Genomic DNA, 17,139 nt, shown 5'->3' with positions numbered 1-17,139 from the left:
CGGCGGCTCAGCGTGGCCAGGTGGAGGTCTTCCAGGCGCCTGGTCCGGGGTGCAGTGGAACGCGCAGCCGGGCCTCGGGCGCCGACCAGCGATCGCGAACCGTGGCCGGGGTCGTCGTCACCGCCGGGGCGGCGGCCGCTGCGAGCACCACGGTGAGGGCGGCCACCTCCTCGTCGGTCGGCTCGCCCCGCACGATCCGGAACGCAGCCCGGCGCTCCTCGGGTGTCGGCTCGCCGGCCTCCGTCGCCGAGGGAGTCACAGCGGGATGTTCCCGTGCTTGCGGGCCGGCACGGCTTCCCGCTTGGTGGCCAGCAGGCGCAGCGCGCGCCCGACGTAGCCGCGGGTGTGCGACGGGGGGATGACGCCGTCGATGTAGCCGCGGTCGGCCGCGATGTAGGGGTTGGCGAGGGTGTCCTCGTACTCCTGCTGCAGTTCGGCCCGGCGTGCCGCGAGCTCGTCGCCCTCGAGGCCGGACAGCTCCTTGCGGTACAGGATGCTCACCGCGCCCGCTGCGCCGGTGACGGCGATCTGCGCGGTGGGCCAGGCCACGTTGACGTCGGCGCCCAGGTGCTTCGACCCCATCACGTCGTACGCGCCGCCGTAGGCCTTGCGGGTGATCACCGTGACCTTGGGGACGGTTGCCTCGGCGTAGGCGTAGATCAGCTTCGCGCCGCGGCGGATGATCCCGTTCCACTCCTGCTCGGTGCCGGGCAGGAAGCCGGGCACGTCCACGAACGTGAGAACCGGGATGTTGAACGCGTCGCAGGTGCGGACGAACCGGGCCGCCTTCTCGGAGGCGTCGATGTCGAGGCAGCCCGCGAACTGCGTGGGCTGGTTGGCGACGACGCCCACCGACTTGCCCTCGACCCGGCCGAAGCCCACCACGATGTTGGGCGCGAACAGCTCGTGTACCTCGAGGAACTCGCCCTCGTCGAGCACCCGGTTGATCACCTCGTGGATGTCGTACGGGGTGTTCGGCGAGTCCGGGACGATGCTGTCGAGCTCGAGGTCGGTGTCGGTGAGCCCGTCGGCGAGCGCACCGGCCGTGGGCTCGGGGGCCGGGTAGGCAGGCGCCTCGGAGAGGTTGTTCGACGGCAGGAAGGAGAGCAGCTCCTTCACGTAGGAGATCGCGTCGGCCTCGTCGTCGGCGAGGTAGTGCGCCACGCCGGACTTCGTGTTGTGGGTGCGGCCGCCGCCGAGCTCCTCGAAGTCGACCTGCTCGCCGGTGACCGTCTTGATGATGTCCGGCCCGGTGATGAACATGTGGCTGGTGCCGTCGACCATCACAGTGAAGTCGGTGATCGCCGGCGAGTACACCGCGCCGCCCGCGCAGGGGCCCATCACCAGCGAGATCTGCGGCACCACGCCGGAGGAGCGCACGTTGCGCACGAAGATCTCGCCGTAGAGCCCGAGCGCGACCACGCCCTCCTGGATGCGCGCGCCGCCGCCGTCGTTGATCCCGATGACGGGGCAGCCGATCTTGGTGGCGAGGTCCATCACCTTGACGATCTTCTCGCCGTACACCTCGCCGAGCGCCCCGCCGAAGACCGTGGCGTCCTGGCTGAACACGGCGACGGGACGACCGTCGATCGTGCCGGTGCCGGTCACCACGCCGTCGCCGAACGGGCGCTTCTCCTGCATCCCGAAGTTGGTGGAGCGGTGGCGCGTCAGGGCGTCGAGCTCGACGAAGGAGCCCGGGTCGAGCAGCTGGTCGATCCGTTCCCGTGCCGTCTGGCGGCCCTTCGCGTGCTGGCGCTCCACGGCGGCCTCGCTGCCCGCGTGCACCGCACCGTCGATGCGCTGGTAGAGGTCGGCGAGCTTGCCGGCCGTGGTGTGGATGTCGGGCTCGTCGGCTGCGGCGCCGGACGCGTCCGCGATCGGCTCCATGGCTGCACTCATCGTCGTCCCTTGCTCATGGCCGCGCAGCTTAATGCGGCCGTAACCGGGATGGCCGGGGCGAAGATGTCGTCTTCGCTACTTCGCGACCGTTCGAGCGGGCATCCGCCGCCCCGCGGGGTCCGTCCGCCGCCAGGTTCGCGTTGCAGGCCACGCCGGGGGCGCACCGCCGGTAGCGTCCGACGCCATGGAACGGACCGCTCAGCCGCTGGACGCGGATGTGCTGCGCACGTCGCTCGTCGGGCTCTGGGCTCAGGTCGACGTGGTCGAGCGCACCGGCTCCACCAACGCCGACCTGCTGGCCGCCGCCGCGGCCGGTGCTCCGGACCGCTCGGTGCTCGTCGCGGAGCACCAGGAGGCCGGCCGCGGCCGGCTTGCCCGCACATGGGTGGCGCCGCCCGGTTCCGGCATCACCGTCAGCATCCTGCTGCGGCCCGCGGGTGTGCCGCCGTCCCGGTTCAGCTGGCTGCCACTGCTCGCAGGGCTCGCCGCCCTCGACGCCGTCCGCGAGCTCACCACCGCCCCCGCCGGCCTCAAGTGGCCCAACGACCTGCTGCTCGGCGCGGAGCCCCGCAAGGTGGCCGGCATCCTGGCGGAGGTGGGCGACCACGGTCGTCCAGCGGTGGTCGTCGGCATCGGGATGAACGTCGTCGCCTCGCCCCCGGACCAGCCCGGCGCCACCTCGCTGGCCGCCGAGGGCGGCCCCGCCGATCGCACGGCCGTGCTCGTGGCGTTGCTCACTCACCTCTCCCGCCGTGAGGCCGAATGGCGTGAGGCCCGTGGCGATCCGGACGCCACCCGGCTGCGTGCCGACTACCGCGCCGGCTGCGCGAGCCTCGGGTCCGAGGTGCGGGTTGAGCTGCCCGGCGGGGCGGTGCTCACCGGGATCGCCGAGGACGTCGACCGCGACGGACGGCTGCTGCTCCTCGACGGGGCGGGCCACCGGCGGGCCGTCGCGGCAGGCGATGTCGTGCATCTGCGAAAGGCCGACTGAGCAGTACCGTGTGTTCGTGGCTTACCCGGACGAGCTGCTCGTCGAGGGCGAGCGGGTCGTGATGCACAAGCACCCGCACTGGAAGATGCTCGTCGTTCCCGTTCTCGTGCTGCTGTTGGTGGTGGCGATCGGGTCGTACCTCGCCGCACTGGCAGGCAGCCAGACGTGGGGCCACTGGGCCTGGCTGGCGCTCGCCGTGGTGGCGCTCGGGCTCGTCATCCGGTTCACGGTGGTGCCCGTTGTGCGCTGGCGCACCACGCACTTCGTGGTGACCACCCGCCGGGTGTTGGTTCGCGAGGGCGTGTTCACCCGCCGCGGGATCGACATCCCGTTGAAACGGATCAACAGCGTGCAGTTCCGGCACACGATCTTCGAGCGGATCGTCGGCTCCGGCACGCTGATCATCGAGTCGGCGTCCGACGAGCCGCTGGAGTTCGACGACGTTCCGGGCGTCGAGAAGGTGCACATGCTGCTGTACGACGAGCTGTCCGACATCTCTCCGGCCTAGCCCTCCTGGCCCCGCGGATTGCACGGATCGGCAAGACCTCTGCAGGAATCGGCACTTCCGCGTTCCGCCGGCCGCACAGACTGGCGGCAAGGAGCGAGGAGGGGGCGCGATGCGCGAGGAGATCGAGTTCGATGCCGAAGGCGTGACGCTGCGGGGGTGGTTCTACCCGCCGGAGAACGGTTCGGTGTCCGCGCCCTGCGTGGTGATGGCCCACGGGTGGGGCGGCACCACACAGCATTTCATCGACGATTTCGCGGACGTCTTCGCCGGGGCGGGGCTGGCGGTGCTGCTCTACGACCATCGCGGGTGGGGCCGCTCCGGCGTGGCGCCGGGGAAGCCCCGGAACGAGGCGGACCCGTGGGAGCAGATCCGCGACTACCAGCACGCGATCAGCCATGCGCAGAACCGGCCGGAGGTGAACGGCGCGCCCATCGGGGTGTGGGGATCGAGCTTCTCGGCCGGGCACGCCTTCGTGGTGGCCGCGATCGATCGTCGGGTGAAGGCGGTGGTCGGCCAGATGCCGTTCATCAGCGGCTCCCGCCAGTTCCAGGCGCTGGTCGGATTCACCATGGCAGCAGCCCAGGAGGCGTTCGCGGCGGACCGCCTGGCGCGGGCCCGAGGGGAGGCGCCCGCCGTGATCCCGCTGGTGGCGGAGGACCCCTCGGTGCAGGCGGGTCTCCCGGTCCCGTCGGCCTACGAGTACTTCTACGGTCCCGGCGGCGCGCTGGAACGCGATCCGGAGTGGACGAACGAGATCACCCTGCGCAGCGTCGAGCACCTGTCCGGCTACGAGCCGGGGTGGTACCTCCCGCGGATCTCCCCGACCCCGGTCCTGATGGTGGTCGCCCCGCACGACGGCCTCACCCTCGGCGAGTGGGCTTTCGAGGCCTACGAGACGGCGCTGCAACCCAAGAAGCTCGTGACCGTGCCCGGCGACCACTTCGCCGCCTACCGCGGCGCGGGCGCGGAGATCGCGAGCGGGGCCGCCCGCGACTGGTTCGTCGAGCATCTCCTGCCGTCCTGAACCAGCCGCTGCTCCGGCTGGAGAGGTGGCTCCGACCTGGAAGAACGGCTCCTCGACCGGACCAATCGGACGACTGTGCCGTTCGAGCGGCGTGTCGTTGACCTCACCGACCGGGCACGGGGAAGCTTGCGCGGATGAACGGTGGACGGACCCGTGCACTTCCGATGGTGATCCGTGATCCCGCGCTTCCCGACGAGGTCACGATCTACGAGGTCGGTGCGCGTGACGGGCTGCAGAACGAGGCGGCGGTGGTGCCCGTCGAGGTGAAGGCCGAGTTCCTGCAGCGGCTGGCCCGCGCGGGCCTCAAGGTGGTGGAGGCCACCAGCTTCGTGCACCCGCGCTGGGTGCCGCAGCTCGCCGACGCCGCCGACCTCCTGCGCACGATGGTGCGCGTCGACGGCGTCGACTACCCGGTGCTCGTGCCCAACGAGCGAGGGCTCGACCGCGCACTGGCGGCCGGGGTGCGCCACATCGCGATCTTCGCCAGCGCCACCGAGACGTTCGCGAAGCGCAACCTCAACCGCACGCTCGACGAGCAGTTCGCGATGTTCGCCCCGGTCGTCGAGCGGGCGCGGATGGAAGGGCTGCGGGTACGCGGCTACGTGTCGATGTGCTTCGGCGACCCATGGGAAGGTGCGGTCGCTCCGGCGCAGGTGGCCGCGGTGGGACGCAGGCTCGTCGAGATGGGCTGCCACCAGCTGTCGCTGGGCGACACGATCGGCACGGGCACCCCTGCGCACGTCGATGCCGTGCTCGACGCGTGCGCGGCAGACGGGGTGCGGATCCGGCAGATCGCGGTGCACTTCCACGACACCTACGGTCAGGCGCTGGCCAACACGCTGACCGCGCTGCGCCGTGGCGTCACCACCGTGGACGCGAGCGCCGGTGGCCTCGGCGGATGCCCCTACGCCGAGTCGGCAACCGGCAACCTGGCCACCGAGGACCTCGTCTGGATGCTCGACGGGATGGGCATCCGGCACGGGGTGGACCTCGACGCGCTCGTCGCCACGAGCACCTGGATGGCGGCGCAGCTCGGCCGTCCGTCGCCGTCGAACGTGGTGCGGGCGCTGGCGCACACCTGACCCTGCAGGGGGTGCCAACGGTGACAGCTATGCCTACGGTCGGTACGACGGTCCGACGATTGGAGTGCTCCGTGACCCGACTGCGTTTCGGCATCTTCCTGGCGCCGTTCCATCTCGCGGGCGAGAACCCGACCAGCGCGCTACAACGTGACCTGCGGCTCGTCGAGCACCTCGACCACCTCGGCTACGACGAGGCATGGATCGGCGAGCACCACTCCGCCGGTTCGGAGATCATCGCGTCACCGGAGATCTTCATCGCCGCCGCTGCCGAGCGCACCACACACATCAAGCTCGGCACCGGCGTGACGTCGCTGAGCTATCACAACCCGCTGTGGGTGGCCGAGCGCATGGTGCTGCTCGACCACCTGACCCGCGGCCGCACGATGCTCGGCGTCGGCCCGGGCTCGCTGCCCACCGACTCCGCGATGATCGGCCTGAACCCCACCGAGACGCGCGAGTTGCTCGAGGAGAACCTCGACATCGTCATGCGGCTGCTGCGCGGCGACGAACCGGTGAACGCGACCACCCGCACGCACACGCTGGTCGACGCCCGCCTGCAGCTGCGCCCGTACTCCGACCCGCTGTTCGACGTCGCGGTGGCCGCGGTGGCCTCGCCCACCGGGCCTCGGTTGGCAGGCCGGCACGGCATCGGGCTGCTCTCCATCGGCGCCACGCTGACCAAGGAGGGCTTCGACGCCCTGGCCCACCACTGGAACGTGATGGAGGAGCGGGCCGCCACGTTCGGCACGGAGGTCGACCGGAGCAAGTGGCGCCTGGTCGGGGTCATGCACGTCGCGGAGACCCGTGAGCAGGCCTACAAGGACGTCGAGCACGGCATCGAGAAGTGGTTCGAGTACTTCCAGAAGGTGGCGGCCTTCCCGCAGATGGCGGTGCAGGGCAACCGCGTCCGGGAGATGATCGACTTCATCAACGAGGCCGGGATCGGCGCTATCGGCACACCGGACGACGCAGCGGCCCAGGTGCAGAAGCTCGTGGACCAGTCGGGTGGTTTCGGGGCGATGCTGATGATGGCCCACGAGTGGGCCAACCCGGAGGCGACCCGTCGGTCCTACGAGCTCATCGCCCAGCACGTGATGCCGAGGTTCCAGGGCCAGGCCCAGCCCACACTGGACGCTCGGCGCCGCGCGGGCGAGGTGCGCGAAGGCCTTTCGGAACAGCAGAACATCGCCGTCGCGCACATGACGGAGAAGTACCAGAAGGAGCTCGCCGGCCGCGGATGACGCACGCGGCGATCGGTCAGGGCTCGCCCTGGACGGCGTCGACGGTGTCACGCGCGGCGAACATCCCGGTCAGCGTGCTGGTGTAGACCAGCTCGTCGCCGCGATGCAGGAGCGCCCGCAGCCGCACCAGGCCCACGCCGGGGCGGCTGCGGGAGCGCCGTGCGCCCAGCACCTCCACCGACGCGCGGAGCTCGTCGCCCGCGAAGACCGGCGCAGGCCACCGGATCTCCTCGCCGCCGGGTGACCCGACGGACGCGGCCCGGACGAGCAGACCGTCGACGTAGGCGCGCATCCAGATCGACGCGGTGAACCAGCCGGACGCCGCGAGGCCCCCGAAGATCGACGCGGCCCCCGCCGCCTCGTCGACGTGGAAGGGCTGCGGGTCGAACCGACGGGCGAACGCCAGCATCTCGTCCCGATCCACGACCGTCGTGCCCAGGTCGAAGGTCCGGCCCGGCGTGAAGTCCTCATAGGCCAGTTCCGTCACGGGGCGAGCTTCTCTCGTCCGATGATCGCCAGAGCGGCGTCGTGCACAGCACCGTTCGACGTGATCCCGTCCCCGCCGGAGGGTGTGGCGACCCCGCCGAGGTCGGTGAGTGCCCCGCCCGCCTCGACGAGGATCGGCATCAGCGCGGCCAGGTCCCATGTGTTCGCGAGGACGTCCACGGCTACGTCGATCACGCCCTCGGCGACCAGGCAGTGCTGCCAGAAGTCACCGAATGCGCGGCTCTCCCAGCACGCGTCGACGAGGCGCAGGTAGTGCTCGCGGCGTCCCAGCTCGTCGAACGTCCGGATGTCCGTTGTGGAGACGTACGCGTCGCCCAGGTCCGTCACACCGGAGACGGCGATGCGCCGCGGCTGCCCGCCCGGTGCGTCCGTGGTCCACGCGCCCTCTCCGCGGGCCGCCCACCACCGCCTGCCCAGCGCGGGAGCGCTGGCGACTCCGACGACCGGCTCACCGTCCACGGCGAGTGCGATCAGGCTGGCCCACACGGGCATACCGCGGGAGAAGTTCTTCGTGCCGTCGATCGGATCCAGCACCCAGCCGCGGCCGGACGGCGGCACGTCACCGCCGCGTTCCTCCCCGAGCACCGCGTCGCCGGGCCGTTCCGTGGAGATGGTTCGACGGATCGCGTCCTCGGCGGCGGTGTCGGCGTCGGTGACCGGTGTGCGGTCGGGCTTGCGCGTCACGCGCAGGTCCGCGGCGCGGAACCGGTCGAGGGTGATCGCGTCGGCGGTGTCGGCGAGGTGCAGGGCGAGCTCGAGATCGCTGTCCACGGACGAGAGCCTGCCTCACGCGCTCCTGACACCGTCGATCTGCTCCCGAAGCTTTAGCACTACCGGGCTAGTCGGCCCAAGAACATTTATGCCATTTTCGACGAAATGGGGGTTTTCGGGGCCGTGGCGCCATCGGTACCTGTGACATTGTCAGACCGTGCGTCAGTTTGCAGCCTAGACTGTATGTCGTGACCACCGTCCTGTTGGCCGAGGACGACGCCGCCATTGCCGAACCCTTGTCACGCGCGCTGCAGCGCGAGGGGTACGACGTGGACGTCGCCGTCGACGGCGTTGCCGCGCTCGACCGAGTGCGGCTCGGGCAGGTCGACCTGCTCGTCCTCGATCTGGGTTTACCCGGAATGGACGGGCTGGAGGTGTGCCGCCGCGTGCGGTTGGACGCACCTGACCTGCCTGTTCTCATGCTCACCGCGCGCACCGACGAAGTCGACTTCGTCGTCGGTCTCGATGCCGGCGCCGACGACTACGTCGGCAAACCGTTTCGGCTCGCCGAGCTGCTCGCCAGGGTGCGGGCGCTACTGAGGCGGCTCACTCCGGAGTCGGTGGAGGTGGGCGGCGTACGCATGGAGCTGTCCGGCCGCCGGGTGCTGGTCGACGGCGCCGAGGTGGGGCTCGCGAACAAGGAGTTCGAACTGCTGCGAGTGCTGTTGCTGCGTGCCGGCCAGGTCGTCACCCGCGAGGAGATTCTCCGCGAGGTATGGAACGACCCGGAGATGAAGACGTCGAAGACGCTCGACATGCACATGTCGTGGTTGCGCCGCAAGATCGGCGGTGAGCGCCGGATCGCAACTGTGCGCGGCGTCGGTTTCCGGTTCAACCACGACTGATCGGCTCGTTCGGTGCGCCGTCGCATCCTGCAGTCGACACTGCTCGTCGTCGCTATCACGGCACTCGTGCTCGGCGGGCCGCTGACGATCACCACCTGGCGGCTCGTCGAGGACTTCACCCGCGGTGAGCTCACGTCCAGCCTCGAACGGGTGGCCGGACGGCTGGACGCAACGATGTCCGGCGCGAACGGGGACCTCTCCGGCATCGACATGCGCGCACTCGAACTCGCGATCCCGGCGGGTGGCCGGCTCGTGCTGCAGCAGGCCGGGCAGCCGCCCCGGGTGATCGGGCCCGACCCCGGAGCGAACCCGGTGACGGAGACGATCCCCTTCGGACCGGGCGGGTCGATCACGCTCGAGGAGCCGCACCTCGTCCTACGGGCCGAGCAGGTTCAGGTCACGCTGGTCGTCGCGCTACTGGTGGTGCTGTCGGTGGCCACAGGGGCCGTGGTCGCCACCGTCACCGCCCGGCGGCTGGCGGAGCCGTTGCGCGGCGTCGCCGAACGGGCGGCGCGGCTCGGTGCCGGTGACTTCCGCTCGGCCCCTGAACGGCACGGCATCCCGGAGCTCGACGCGGTGTCCGACGTCCTCGACACCTCGGCCACGGCGCTGTCCGAACTGGTGCAGCGGGAGCGTGCGCTGGTCGGTGACGTGTCGCACCAGCTGCGCAGCCGGCTCACCGCGCTGCAGTTGCGGCTCGACGAGCTCGCCTCCCACCCCGACCCCAGCGCCCGCCGGGAGGCCCTCGCGGCCCTCGAGCAGGCCGAGCGGCTCTCCGGAGTGCTCGACGAGCTGCTGGAGGCCGCTCGTGCGGCCCGTGCGGCGGGAGCGCAGCTGCAGGACCTGCGGGAGGGCCTCAGCACCGTTGCCGACGAGTGGCGCCCCGCGCTGCGCGCCGCCGGGCGGTCGCTCAAGCTGAGGGTGCCTGCCGGGCTCCTGGCGAGGGTGACGCCGGCGCGGATCCGGGAGGCGGTCGGCGCGCTCGTCGAGAATGCGATCCAGCACGGCGCCGGCACCGTCACCCTCAGCGCCAGGGCGGCCGAGAACAGCCTGCTCATCGAGGTCAGCGACGCGGGTGCCGGCGTGCCGGAGGAACTGGTGCCCCACGTGTTCGACCGGGGCGTCTCGGTGGGGTCCTCCACAGGGCTGGGGCTCGCGCTCGCCCGTGCCCTCGTCGAAGCCGACGGGGGTCGACTCGAGCTGTCCCGGGCCCGTCCGCCGATGTTCACGATCTTCCTGCCGGTGGCGCGGGCCGACGACGTGGTCGGCGCTCCGCGCCCTGTGACCACCCCGCGCTGACCGCTTCGGGGAGCCCTCGGACGCTCAGGCTGCGGGCACCTTGCGGCGTGCGTTCTCGTCGGGGAAGACGTAGCGGCGGAAGGCCCACCAGCGGAACGCCATTCCCGCGAGTACGCCGATGATCTGGCCGCTCACGAAATCGGCGATCTCCTGGGTGACCAGGCTCACGCCGGGCACCTTGAGATCGAGTATGTACCGGGATATCGCCAGCGGGGCCGTGTAAACGGCGATACCGACACCGCTGATGATGAAGAAGAGCGCGGCCTCGTGATGACGGTCCCGCCCGCCGCGCGTGCGGAAAGACCACTCACGGTTCAGGACGTACGACACGATCGTCGCTACCAGCACCGAGATGACCTTGGCCGTGATCGGCTTGTCGGTGAGCACGGTGCTCTTGAGGAACAGGAAGATTGCTGTATCGATAACCCAGGTGCTGCCGCCGACCACCGCGAACTTCACGAGTTCGCGATGCTTCACAGCGGCGTCACGGTAGGGCTGCGGAATAGCGGCCAGCACCGACTCGACCAATGGCACCTGCTCGATCGTGCCAGATGCCAGTAGTCGGGCGCCCGCAGGTAGGCTTTCCGCATCGTGGACTCGCCCGACTTTCGCCCCCTTCCCGTCGTCGGCATGATCGGCGCCGGCCAACTGGCCCGTATGACGCACCAGGCCGCCATCGCCCTGGGCCAGTCGCTCCGTGTACTCGCGGAGCGCCCTGACGACCCCGCCGCACTGGTGTGTGCCGACGTGCGCGCCGGGGCTGCCACCGACCTGGCGGCCCTGCGCGAGTTCGCGCGCGGATGCGCAGCGGTCACCTTCGACCATGAGCAGGTGCCGCAGGAGAACCTGCGCGCGCTCGTCGATGCGGGGATCACCGTCCACCCGCACCCCGACGCGCTCCTGCACGCCCAGGACAAGCTGGTGATGCGACGCAGGCTCGAGGCGCTCGCCACCGTGCCGAGGTTCGCGGAGATCCGCGAGGCCGGCGACGTCGATCGGTTCGGCGCCGAGCACGGGTGGCCCGTGGTGCTCAAGGCCGTACGCGGCGGCTATGACGGGCGCGGAGTCTGGATGCTCGACGGTCCGGCGCCGGCCCAGGTCGACGAGCTGTTGGCCGCGGGCACGCCCTTGATGGCCGAGGAGGCCGTGCCGTTGCGCCGCGAGCTGGCCGCGCTGGTGGCGCGCTCGCCCTACGGGCAGGCAGCGGCATGGCCGGTGGTCGAGACGGTGCAGGAGGACGGCCAGTGCGTGCAGGTGCTGGCCCCGGCGCCGGGCCTGCCCGAGGACGTCGCCGTGGAGGCCCAGGAGCTCGCCCTGCGCATCGCGTCCGAGCTGGGCGTCACCGGCCTGCTGGCCGTCGAGCTGTTCGAGCGCACCGACGGTGTCCTGGTCGTCAACGAGCTGGCGATGCGGCCCCACAACTCGGGGCACTGGACGATCGAGGGCTCGCGCACGTCGCAGTTCGAGCAGCACGTTCGAGCGGTGCTCGACTATCCGCTCGGGGCCACCGCACCCACCGCTCCCGCGGTGGTGATGGCCAACGTTCTGGGTGCCGTGACGCCGCCCGCGATGAGCGTGGACGAGCGGCTGCACCACCTCCTCGCGCGGTTCCCCGACGTCAAGGTGCACCTGTACGGCAAGGCGGAGCGACCGGCACGCAAGGTCGGGCACGTCACGGCGCTGGGCACCGACATGGCGGAGGTGCGCCGCCGGGCCGGGCTCGCCGCGGCCTGGCTGTCCACGGCGGAGTGGCCCGACGGATGGTCGCCGCATGCCGGCGGCGCGATCGAACGAGAGGTGCAGCGTGTCTGAGCCGTTGGTCGGCGTGATCATGGGCAGCGACTCGGACTGGCCGGTGATGGAAGCCGCGGCCCTCGCCCTCGCCGAGTTCGAGGTGCCCTACGAGGTAGGCGTGTACTCCGCCCACCGCACTCCCCAGCGCATGCTCGACTACGCCGCGGCCGCGGCAGGCCGCGGGCTCCGGGTGGTGATCGCCGGGGCAGGCGGTGCCGCGCACCTGCCGGGGATGGTCGCGGCGGCCACCCCGCTGCCGGTGATCGGCGTGCCGGTGCCGCTCGCCCGGCTCGACGGACTCGACTCCCTGCTGTCGATTGTGCAGATGCCCGCCGGTGTTCCGGTGGCCACCGTGGCCGTCGGCGGCGCGCGCAACGCAGGCCTGCTGGCCGTGCGGATCCTTGCGGCGGGCGATCCCGCGCTGCTGGCCCGGATGGAGCGCTTCCAGGCCGAGCTGGCGGAGTCGGTGCTCGCGAAGGACACGGCTCTGCGCGCCTCCGTGGGGCATGGCTGACGCCACTCGAAATTGCGTGGCGAGCTGTTGCTCTTCACCCGTACTGTGGCGGTACACGTGAGAGGAGGTGGTCCAGCGTTGATTAGCTACAGGACTCGTGAGGTGGCTGTCCGCTAGCACCACAGGACACGTTCTCCGACGGCCAAGTGGAAGCCGGTGTGGTGCCGGCGAATTCCAGGCAGTCACCCGTGATCCCCGGGCCCGAGCTCGTCCAGCTCGGCTTGCGCACCCCCCTGGTGCGGCCCGGGGATCACGCATGTCCGGACCCCTCACGCTGCGCCTCGGCCGGCCCCGGCGAGCGGGTCATTCCGCCGGTGGTGTGGTCCGCTCCAGGCGCACCACCGCCTGCTCCAAGCGCTGAGTCACCTCGTGCAGGCCGTTCGATGGTTCTCCGGGGAGCATCTCGGCCACCTGGCGGAACCGGTGGAGGGAGGCCTCCATCCCGTCCTCCGGAGCCCCGTCGGCGAGCCAGGCCCGTAGCGCCAAATTGTGTGCCGCCACCACGGCCGCCCCGATGACCGCCGCGCGCAGGTCGCCGTCCGGGTCGCCGTCGAAGCGCAGGCGCAGGTAGCGCGTGAACATGCGGCGGTAGTGGTCGACGCTCGCCGACTCCCGGTCGCGCAGCACCGGGACGTCGTGGGTGAGCCGATAACGCTCCACCGACAGCTTCGGATCGTCAGCGTAGATGTCGAACACGGTCTCGCCTGCGCGCAGCGCGAGCGAGGTGGCGGGTTCGGTGGGGTGAGCCGTCTCGAAGATCTCCGCCACCCGGGCGAGCGCCGTCTCGTGATCGGGTGAGACCGCGTCCTCCTTGCTGCGGAAGTAGCGGAAGAACGTGCGCCGCCCTACTCCTGCTGCCGCGGCGATGTCGTCGACGGTCGTGTCCTCGTAGCCGCGCTCCCGGAACAGCTCGACGGCGGCCGCCACTAGGTCGCGGCGGACCTCGGCGCGTCCCTCGGGCGAGCGGCCCCGTCGGGTGGCGACAGTCATGGCACGCAGGGTAGCAATCGGGTTGATCGGTGGCACGCAGTGCCATTAGAATACCGCCCATGGACCCCCAGTTCGACACGTATCGGCTCAGCGATGAGCACGAGGCGCTCCGCGACGCCGTACGCGCGCTGGCGGAGAAGGAGATCGCCCCGTACGCCGCCGAGGTGGACGAGCAGGGCCGCTACCCGGTGGAAGCGCGCGCCGCGCTGGTCAAGGCCGGGTTCCAGGCCATCACGATCCCCGAGGAGTACGGCGGCCAGGGGGCCGACGAGCTCGCGGGCTGCATCGTGATCGAGGAGGTGGCCCGCGTCTGCGCGTCGTCGTCGCTGGTGCCTGCCGTCAACGGGCTGGGGCTCACCCCGATCCTGCTCTCGGCGTCCGACGAGCTGAAGAAGCAGGTGCTCCCGTCGATCGCCACCGGCGAGGCGATGATCAGCTACGCCCTCTCGGAGCGGGAGGCGGGCTCCGACGCCGCGTCGATGAAGACGCGCGCACGCCGCGACGGCGACTCGTGGGTGCTGAACGGCACCAAGGCCTGGATCACCAACGCGGGAGAGTCCACCTGGTACACGGTGATGGCGTCGACCGACCCGGAGCGCGGGGCCAACGGCATCTCGGCCTTCGTGGTGCACCGGGACGACCCGGGCTTCGAGGTGGGGCCCAAGGAGCGCAAGCTCGGCATCAGCGGCTCACCCACCCGGGAGATCTACTTCACCGACTGCCGGATCCCGGCCGACCGCATCATCGGCGCGGAGGGCACCGGTTTCAAGACGGCGCTGCGGACGCTGGACCACACCCGCCCCACGATCGGCGCGCAGGCCGTCGGCATCGCGCAGGGGGCGCTGGACGTCGCCATCGGGTACGTCAAGGAGCGCAAGCAGTTCGGCAGGCACCTCGCGGAGTTCCAGGGCCTCCAGTTCATGGTCGCCGACATGGCGATGAAGGTGGAGGCGGCCCGCCAGCTGGTCTACGTGGCGTCATCCCGAGCGGAGCGGGGCGAGGCGAACCTCGGCTTCATCTCGAGCGCGGCCAAGTGCCTGGCGTCCGACACCGCGATGAGCGTCACCACCGACGCCGTGCAACTGCTCGGCGGAGCCGGGTACACGAAGGACTTCCCCGTGGAACGCATGATGCGCGACGCGAAGATCACCCAGATCTACGAGGGCACCAACCAGATCCAGCGCCTGGTGATGGCCCGCGCCCTGCTCAAGGGGTAGATCGTCGATGTTGGCCGCGTAGCGCGGCTCGCCGGTTTCCATGATCAGGCCGCCGTCAGGCCGTCCGGGCTCTCACCGGTGGTCGGGGCGAAGACGCCGTCGATGGCCGTCCGGGCGGTTGGTAGCTGGACGGCACGGGGGCAGGCGGTCGAGCCCGCGCGAGTCACGTTCCCGAGCCGCTGGGGCATGTTCGCTGCCTGGGCCGGGCTGCTCATCCGTGGGCCGGTCGCTGTTCGTCACGACAATAGTCATAGAAGTGTTACTAACAGCACTCCTAGTGCTCCCACCTGGGCGGATGGCCCGGAGCTAGCGTCGGAGCCGTGCAGGTCCACGAGTACTCCGGTGAGGAGCTGGAAGACGTCGCCGGTGAACTCTTCATTCCGGTGATCGCCCGGGCTGGCCCCGACTATCGCGGGCGGGTGGCGGTGCACGAGCTGGGCGAGGCCCTGACCCTTACCCGTGTGCACTGGGGAGGGCCGCTGTCGACGGTCCGGACCGACCGGATGGCAGCGAGGGCGTCTGCGGACAACATGATGCTCTTCTCCGTACATCTGGCCGGCCGGGCCCGCTTCCACCAGAGTGACCGCTTCGCTGAGCCGACGATCGGTTCGGGGGTGCTGTCGGAGGCGCGCAGCCGGTGGGAATGGGCCACACCGACCGAGGGTCAGGGCCTGGCCTTGCGTTTCTCCCGCGAGCTGCTCCTGCTCCGCACCGCCGAGATCACCGAATGCTGTGCACGCGGCATGGACCCCGCAGCCGCGGCCATGCAGGTGCTGTCCGCCTACCTCATTCGGCTGCTCGACGTCGCCGACCGCCTCACCGGCCGGCAGCGACTCAATGCCGGGCGTTCCGCGGTCGATCTGCTCGCGATGGCGCTGTGGGACGTCACCCCCTCGGTGCCGGGCGGGGACGGCTCCGACGAGGTGTTGCTCGAGATGTTGCGGATGCACGTTCGAGAGCACCTGGCCGACCCGGACCTGCAGGTCGCGGAGCTGGCGCGGCGGCACCATGTGTCTGTGCGTCGGCTGTACACCTTGTTCGAGCGGATCGGGACCTCGCCCGGTGCGTACCTGCGCGAGCAGCGGCTGCTTGCGGCGCGGGCGATGTTGTCCGACCCGAGGTACGGCCGGTTCGGGGTATCGAGCATCGCGGCTGCCGTCGGGATCTTCGACCGCAGCACGTTCGAACGGGCGTTCCGGCGCCAGCACGGGACGTCGCCGGCCGGGTGGCGGCGTGAACACCTTCACGCCGGACCGATGCTGCAGGAAACGCATGGCGCCCCGCAGGAATCGCCGTAAGATCAGGCCGTCTCCAGGCCGGATGAGTGCAACCGGCAGCGCCCGACGATGACCAATGACAACCATGGTCGCCGCAGGTTAGAGCGCTTACAGCCATGATCGGCGCTGGTCGACCCAACCCCTGCTCAAGATCACCCAGATCTACGAGGGCACCAACCAGATCCAGCGCCTGGTGATGGCCCGAGCGCTGCTCAGGGACTAGACCACCGAACTCGTCGCCCGATCTCCGAGCGCGCCCCTGCCGCGATGAGTTCCGGCCGGGTCGCGGGTCTGTTCTGCGACCGTCGTAGTACGACGCTCCCCGGACGAGACACCACGGAGGACACCATGACGACCACGCCGGACGACCGAATCGTCGCGCTGCCCGGCCGGCCGCCCGTCGTCGACCTGGCCACCTGGCAGGCCGCCCGTGACGAGCTCTTGGTCCGCGAGAAGGCGTACACACGCGAGGGCGACGCACTCGCCGCGGCCCGCCGCAGGCTGCCGATGGTGGAGTTCGACGGGGCGGTCGAGGTCGTCGGCCCCGACGGCCCGGTGCCGTTCCTCGACCTGTTCCAGGGCCGCGACGAGCTCGTGGTCTACAACCACATGTGGTACGACGGCGCGCCGCACCAGGGTCAGTGCGAGGGCTGCACCACCACGGCATGGCACCTGAAGGACGCGGTCTACCTCAACGCACGTGGCGTCTCGTTCGCCGTCCTGACGACGGGTGCGTGGGGCGAGGTGGCCTCCTACGTCGAGTTCATGGGCTACAACGAGCCCTGGTACTCGGTGCGCGACGTGGACGCGCCCGTCGGCATCGACATGGGCCACATCGCCTGCTTCCTGCGCGACGGCGACCGCGTGTTCCTCACCTACTCCACGACGGGCCGTGGCAACGAGCGGGTCAACGGGTCCCTCGGCCTCCTCGACATGACGCCCTACGGCCGCGGCGAGGCGTGGGAGGACAACCCCGAGGGCTGGCCCGAGGGGCGGAACGCGTGCTGGTCCTGGCGCTCGGACGCCGACGGGAACTTCACCTGGGGCCCGACCAGCCGCCCCGTGCCGCAGTGGACCCGACCCGGCGCGACGCCCGTGGAGACCCTCGGCCGCAACGGCCACCACCACTGACGCGCCCGCCGCTACCTGCCCCGGACCCATTGGCAAAGCAGAGCGGTTC

At 70.8% G+C, this 17,139-nt stretch carries 19 protein-coding genes; 12 read left to right on the top strand and 7 right to left on the bottom strand.

All coding sequences use genetic code 11. The features are described 5' to 3' along the window. Positions 1 to 7: 7 nt before the first annotated feature. A complete protein-coding gene (locus ACQPZQ_RS39720) occupies positions 8 to 259 on the bottom strand; it encodes an acyl-CoA carboxylase subunit epsilon (RefSeq protein WP_433289653.1) in 252 nt (83 codons plus the stop codon). After that, entirely contained in the window at positions 256 to 1,899 is a 1,644-nt protein-coding gene (locus ACQPZQ_RS39715; RefSeq protein WP_433289652.1) for an acyl-CoA carboxylase subunit beta, read from the bottom strand. Before ACQPZQ_RS39715 ends, ACQPZQ_RS39720 begins: the two co-directional genes overlap by 4 nt. 184 nt (positions 1,900 to 2,083) lie before the next feature. Between ACQPZQ_RS39715 and ACQPZQ_RS39710 the strand changes: the two genes are divergently transcribed. From ACQPZQ_RS39710 to ACQPZQ_RS39690, 5 genes are all read left to right on the top strand, one after another. Further along, a complete protein-coding gene (locus ACQPZQ_RS39710) occupies positions 2,084 to 2,890 on the top strand; it encodes a biotin--[acetyl-CoA-carboxylase] ligase (protein WP_433289651.1) in 807 nt (268 codons plus the stop codon). A 16-nt stretch (positions 2,891 to 2,906) separates the two neighbouring features. Then, positions 2,907 to 3,398, top strand: a complete 492-nt coding sequence (locus ACQPZQ_RS39705) for a PH domain-containing protein (protein WP_241039706.1) — start codon at positions 2,907 to 2,909, stop codon at positions 3,396 to 3,398. Positions 3,399 to 3,507: 109 nt separating this feature from the next. Then, positions 3,508 to 4,422, top strand: coding sequence for an alpha/beta hydrolase (locus ACQPZQ_RS39700; RefSeq protein ID WP_433289650.1), 915 nt, complete (start codon positions 3,508 to 3,510; stop codon positions 4,420 to 4,422). 134 nt (positions 4,423 to 4,556) lie between these two features. Beyond that, positions 4,557 to 5,504, top strand: a complete 948-nt coding sequence (locus ACQPZQ_RS39695; RefSeq protein ID WP_433289649.1) for a hydroxymethylglutaryl-CoA lyase — start codon at positions 4,557 to 4,559, stop codon at positions 5,502 to 5,504. Positions 5,505 to 5,575: 71 nt separating this feature from the next. After that, positions 5,576 to 6,745, top strand: a complete 1,170-nt coding sequence (locus ACQPZQ_RS39690) for an LLM class flavin-dependent oxidoreductase (protein ID WP_433289648.1) — start codon at positions 5,576 to 5,578, stop codon at positions 6,743 to 6,745. A 16-nt stretch (positions 6,746 to 6,761) separates the two neighbouring features. Here the strand turns inward: ACQPZQ_RS39690 and ACQPZQ_RS39685 are convergent, their stop codons facing one another. Both ACQPZQ_RS39685 and hisN read right to left on the bottom strand, forming a co-directional pair. Beyond that, positions 6,762 to 7,232: a MaoC family dehydratase gene (locus tag ACQPZQ_RS39685; protein ID WP_433289647.1), complete on the bottom strand. Its 471-nt coding sequence runs from the start codon at positions 7,230 to 7,232 to the stop codon at positions 6,762 to 6,764. Next, a complete protein-coding gene (gene hisN / locus ACQPZQ_RS39680) occupies positions 7,229 to 8,023 on the bottom strand; it encodes a histidinol-phosphatase (protein WP_433289645.1) in 795 nt (264 codons plus the stop codon). Before hisN ends, ACQPZQ_RS39685 begins: the two co-directional genes overlap by 4 nt. Before the next feature lie 188 nt (positions 8,024 to 8,211). On the opposite strand from hisN, the gene ACQPZQ_RS39675 reads away from it, so the two are divergent. Beyond that, positions 8,212 to 8,868: a response regulator transcription factor gene (locus ACQPZQ_RS39675; RefSeq protein WP_241039700.1), complete on the top strand. Its 657-nt coding sequence runs from the start codon at positions 8,212 to 8,214 to the stop codon at positions 8,866 to 8,868. A gap of 12 nt (positions 8,869 to 8,880) precedes the next feature. Then, positions 8,881 to 10,167 carry an ATP-binding protein gene (locus ACQPZQ_RS39670; RefSeq protein WP_241039699.1) on the top strand — a complete coding sequence of 429 codons (1,287 nt, stop codon included), beginning with the start codon at positions 8,881 to 8,883 and terminating at the stop codon, positions 10,165 to 10,167. 24 nt (positions 10,168 to 10,191) lie between these two features. On the opposite strand, the gene ACQPZQ_RS39665 is transcribed toward ACQPZQ_RS39670, so the two are convergent. Beyond that, positions 10,192 to 10,701: a GtrA family protein gene (locus tag ACQPZQ_RS39665; RefSeq protein ID WP_433299601.1), complete on the bottom strand. Its 510-nt coding sequence runs from the start codon at positions 10,699 to 10,701 to the stop codon at positions 10,192 to 10,194. A gap of 96 nt (positions 10,702 to 10,797) precedes the next feature. On the opposite strand from ACQPZQ_RS39665, the gene ACQPZQ_RS39660 reads away from it, so the two are divergent. After that, on the top strand, positions 10,798 to 11,979 hold the full coding sequence (locus tag ACQPZQ_RS39660; protein ID WP_433289644.1) for a 5-(carboxyamino)imidazole ribonucleotide synthase: 1,182 nt from the start codon (positions 10,798 to 10,800) through the stop codon (positions 11,977 to 11,979). Continuing rightward, entirely contained in the window at positions 11,972 to 12,475 is a 504-nt protein-coding gene (purE, locus tag ACQPZQ_RS39655; protein WP_433289643.1) for a 5-(carboxyamino)imidazole ribonucleotide mutase, read from the top strand. The genes ACQPZQ_RS39660 and purE overlap by 8 nt, the downstream gene beginning before the upstream one ends. Before the next feature lie 303 nt (positions 12,476 to 12,778). Here the strand turns inward: purE and ACQPZQ_RS39650 are convergent, their stop codons facing one another. Next, entirely contained in the window at positions 12,779 to 13,465 is a 687-nt protein-coding gene (locus tag ACQPZQ_RS39650) for a TetR family transcriptional regulator (RefSeq protein ID WP_433289642.1), read from the bottom strand. 59 nt (positions 13,466 to 13,524) lie between these two features. On the opposite strand from ACQPZQ_RS39650, the gene ACQPZQ_RS39645 reads away from it, so the two are divergent. Then, a complete protein-coding gene (locus ACQPZQ_RS39645; protein ID WP_433289641.1) occupies positions 13,525 to 14,682 on the top strand; it encodes an acyl-CoA dehydrogenase family protein in 1,158 nt (385 codons plus the stop codon). Between the two features lie 44 nt (positions 14,683 to 14,726). Here ACQPZQ_RS39645 and ACQPZQ_RS39640 read toward each other — a convergent pair whose 3' ends face one another. Then, on the bottom strand, positions 14,727 to 14,897 hold the full coding sequence (locus tag ACQPZQ_RS39640; protein ID WP_433289640.1) for a hypothetical protein: 171 nt from the start codon (positions 14,895 to 14,897) through the stop codon (positions 14,727 to 14,729). A 105-nt stretch (positions 14,898 to 15,002) separates the two neighbouring features. Between ACQPZQ_RS39640 and ACQPZQ_RS39635 the strand changes: the two genes are divergently transcribed. Together ACQPZQ_RS39635 and ACQPZQ_RS39630 are read left to right on the top strand one after the other, a co-directional pair. Next, a complete protein-coding gene (locus tag ACQPZQ_RS39635) occupies positions 15,003 to 15,980 on the top strand; it encodes a helix-turn-helix domain-containing protein (RefSeq protein ID WP_433289639.1) in 978 nt (325 codons plus the stop codon). A 327-nt stretch (positions 15,981 to 16,307) separates the two neighbouring features. Further along, the gene (locus tag ACQPZQ_RS39630) at positions 16,308 to 17,090 is read left to right on the top strand and encodes a DUF899 family protein (RefSeq protein ID WP_433289638.1); all 783 of its coding nucleotides are present in this window, start codon (positions 16,308 to 16,310) and stop codon (positions 17,088 to 17,090) included. Positions 17,091 to 17,139 lie beyond the last annotated feature (49 nt).

Origin of the sequence: Pseudonocardia sp. CA-142604 (assembly GCF_050948475.1) — a bacterium.
Classification (GTDB): domain Bacteria; phylum Actinomycetota; class Actinomycetes; order Mycobacteriales; family Pseudonocardiaceae; genus Pseudonocardia; species Pseudonocardia alaniniphila.
The sequence above is the reverse complement of the archived record's forward strand: the minus strand, read 5'-3'. Positions and strand labels throughout refer to the sequence as shown.